The organism is Companilactobacillus kimchiensis, from assembly GCF_001438805.1.
GTDB classification, from domain to species: domain Bacteria; phylum Bacillota; class Bacilli; order Lactobacillales; family Lactobacillaceae; genus Companilactobacillus; species Companilactobacillus kimchiensis.
Window position 1 is genome coordinate 1 of sequence record NZ_JQCF01000059.1, and the last position, 1,317, is coordinate 1,317.

The following is a 1,317-nucleotide window of genomic DNA, read 5'->3' on the forward strand; positions in this document are numbered from 1 at the left end:
TGATATTTCTCAAGGTGGTCAGGTTGAAATTATTGGTTGGATTTATCAGTATTACAATACAGAGAATAAAGAAAAAGCAATTTCATCCCCTAAATCACATAAATTTAGAGATACTGAAATTGCTTCTGTAACACAGATTTTTACACCTGATTGGATTGTAAAATATATGGTTCAAAATTCATTAGGTAAAGTTTGGTTAAAATCACTCATCAAAAAGGGTGATTCCAGAGAAGAACAACAAATGGTCGATGATTTTGGTTGGAACTACTATCTACCTGAGGCCAAACAACCGGATAATATCGTTATTAAACTAAATTCTGTAGATTCATCACTGCTTGATTTAAAGCCAGCAGATATTAGAATTATTGATCCTTCAATGGGATCTGGACATATTCTCGTTTATGCCTTTGATCTATTAATGCAAATTTATAAATCACAAGGTTTTTCTGAGAGAGATGCATCAAAATTAATTATTTCTAACAATCTTTATGGTTTAGATATTGATACACGAGCATTTCAATTATCATATTTTTCAATCTACATGAAATTAAGACAATATAATCGTCAAGCATTAACAACTAGTATTGAGTTAAATATTTATGATGTCCCTGAAACAAACGAAATAAACATTGAGGATTTTGAAGTATTGTTTAACGAGTTAAACGATACCACTGTTAATGATATAAAATCATTAATAAATATTTTTGAAAATGGAAATGATTTAGGATCCTTGATTTCAGGATTAGATATTAATTATGAAAGATTAGTATCTGAATTAAACGGTTTAAATAGGGATCAATTGTCCTTTGAAGTAATACCGCTCATCAAATATATTAAATCATTGGCGAACGTTTCCTCACTATTAAGTAAGAAGTATCATGTGGTAATAACTAATCCACCTTATATGGGATCTTCCAGAATGAATAAAACTCTTAGTGACTTTGCTAAGAAGAAATATCCAAATTCAAAATCTGACTTATTCTCTATGTTTATTGAAAGATGGAATAAATCGGTTATTTGGGGTGGATATAATTGTATGGTTACTATGCAATCATGGATGTTTTTATCTAGTTTTGAAAAAATGAGAACTAACCTGCTTGATAACTATACAATTTCTAGTTTAATGCATATGGAAAACAATGTTATGGGAATTGCATTTGGAACCGCTGTAACTATAATTCGTAATATACAAATGCCTGAATTTATTGGCACATATCATCAAATAAGGACCCAGGATGCTGCTGGGAAAGTTCCTTCTACAGTTCCAATAAAGGGAAACAGATATAATCGAACTAACCAAGCGAACTTTTCTAAGAT

Annotated in this window: 1 protein-coding gene; it reads left to right on the forward strand. The window is 30.3% G+C overall.

What is annotated here, in order from left to right:
* On the forward strand, positions 1-1,317 hold a 1,317-nt coding region (locus IV57_RS12800), incomplete at both ends, for an Eco57I restriction-modification methylase domain-containing protein (protein ID WP_157051969.1).